At 35.3% G+C, this 2288-nt stretch carries 1 protein-coding gene; it reads left to right on the top strand.

What is annotated here, in order from left to right:
* On the top strand, nucleotides 1-2288 hold a 2288-nt coding region (locus tag UNSWCS_RS10340; RefSeq protein WP_035143987.1), incomplete at both ends, for a hemagglutinin repeat-containing protein.

The raw sequence follows: 2288 nt of genomic DNA, 5'->3' as shown, positions 1-2288 counted from the left end.
GATATAAATTTAAATGCCAAAAGTGCTCTTAGCCTAAAAGGTGCAAACCTAAACTCTGGCAATGATACAAATTTAAACGCAGAGCTTATAGCTATATCAAACACAAATGATGAAAGCTATCATAAAGAGGAGCATAAGAGTAGCAGAGTAGGTATCTTAAAGCCTAATGAAGTGCTAAAAGATATCGTTGTTGATCTAAAAAGAAAGCTAAACCCTCTAAAAGAAGCAAAAGATAAATTTAGCTCACTTAGCACACCTACATTTGTAATAGGAAAAACATCTACCAAATTTGAAAGCAACAGCCTAGAAGCTAAAGCCTCTAACATAAAAGCTGGCAAAAATATAAATATCAATGCCAATAAAGATATAAACATAGTTGCTTCAAATGTAGATGCTAAAGAGAACTTAAGTTTAAAAGCTAATGAAGCGGTAGAAATTTCATCGGCAAATAGCATATCTAATACCAAATCAGAATCTACATCTAGAAAGATCCTTGGCAAACAAAGCGCATCAGCAAGCTCAACAAATGAAGAGGTCATTAGCTCAAATTTAAACGCCAAAAACATAAACATAGCCTCAAGCCAAGATACTACACTTATAGGCTCAAATATCAGCGCAGATGAGAGCTTAGATATAAAAGCTGATAGTATAAATTTACTCCCAGCCTCATATAGCTTAGAGAGCTCATCTAAATTTAAAGACTCAGGCTTTGGCGATCTAATGAAGTCAAATGGCGAAGAGAGTAACTCAAACTATAATCTTGCCATAAGCACACTATCGGCAAAAGATATAAGTCTAAACTCAAATACCATAAACGCTCTAGCTTCTATCATAGAGGCTACTAATGTAGATGTAAATACAAAGCTTTTAAATTTAGTCTCATCAAAGAGCACATCTGTAAATACAAGCCTAAGTAACAACGCAGGAGTTTTAACAGCTACTGTGAAAAATAAGGGCAAGATAGAAGAGGTAGAGATCCCAGCTATCATCAAGGTAAAAGATAAATTTACACTAAATGGCAAGGATATAACTAATAAACTAGATGCCACAACCTTTAAAGCGATAAACGACTCTTTAAACTCAGAGGAATTTAAAGAGGGAGTTATAAGAGAGTTAAGATCAAACTCAGATACCCCAATAGATGAAGAGACGATAAATCAAGTAAAAGCAGTTCTAAATTCTAAAGAGTGGGAAGATAAGACAACTACTCTTAGTGGAATGGGAGCGCTAATAATAACAGCCATAGTTACATTTCTAACAGCAGGAGCTGGAACCGCTGTAGCTGGAGCACTTGGAGCAGCTGCTAGCTCAACCGCAAGTGCAGCCATATCAGCTATGACAACAGCTGTCATAGCAAACTCAACAGTCCAACTAACAAACAACCTCTTATCTCATGGTAAGGTTAAATTTGACGCATCATCTCTAGCTAAATCAGCCATTAGTGCAGGGGTAGGCTCATATGTTAGTAACTACATATCAAGCATAAGCACTCTAAGTAATACTAATATCATAAACACACCAACTTATACTTTCTCTTATGCAGACCTGCTAAGCTCTACATCAAACGCAGCAATAAACTCTGCCATCTATAAAACAAACTTTAAAGATGCACTACTATCAAATTTAATCTCTAAAGCAACAGATAATGCTTACAAGGCAGTAGGAAGCTACTCAAGCAGTGAAGCAAATATAAACTCTAACTCACTATTTAAAGAATCAGGCCTAGGCAAGATAGCTCTACACTCAGCCGTAGGAGCACTATCAGCAAAGCTATCTCATGAAAACGTTGCAGCTGGTGCATTAAGTGGGGCAGTAAATGAAGCAATATCTTCTGCGCTACATAAAGATACATCAAATATGAGCACTAAAGAGATAGAAGCTTATAACAACAAACGCCTATTAGTCTCCCAGCTAATAGGCATAATAGCTGGAGGTATAGCTAATGGGGATAAAGGAGCAAACACAGGCTATAAAATAACTACAAGTGCAGATACTTATAATAGACAGCTTCATCAAAGAGAGATAGACTTTATAAACAATAAAAACAATATAGCAAGCTTTAAATCAAAGCTTCAAACTACAACAAATAAAATTTATAGTGATGATGAAGCAAAATCTATCCTAGCAAAAGCAGCACTATCTCTAACAGATAAATCATTTAATGAAACCTATAGACAAAGTCTAAGCTCAAATGATCTATATAATATAGAATTAGCAACAAATTTCATAAAGCAAAGTAGCTTTTACAATACAACTCTAGATAATACAAATGCCTTTAACCCAGATAA

The sequence above is a fragment of the Campylobacter concisus UNSWCS genome (genome assembly GCF_000466685.1).
GTDB classification, from domain to species: domain Bacteria; phylum Campylobacterota; class Campylobacteria; order Campylobacterales; family Campylobacteraceae; genus Campylobacter_A; species Campylobacter_A concisus_A.
Note: the sequence above shows the minus strand (reverse complement) of the source record. Positions and strands in the feature narration are given on the sequence as shown.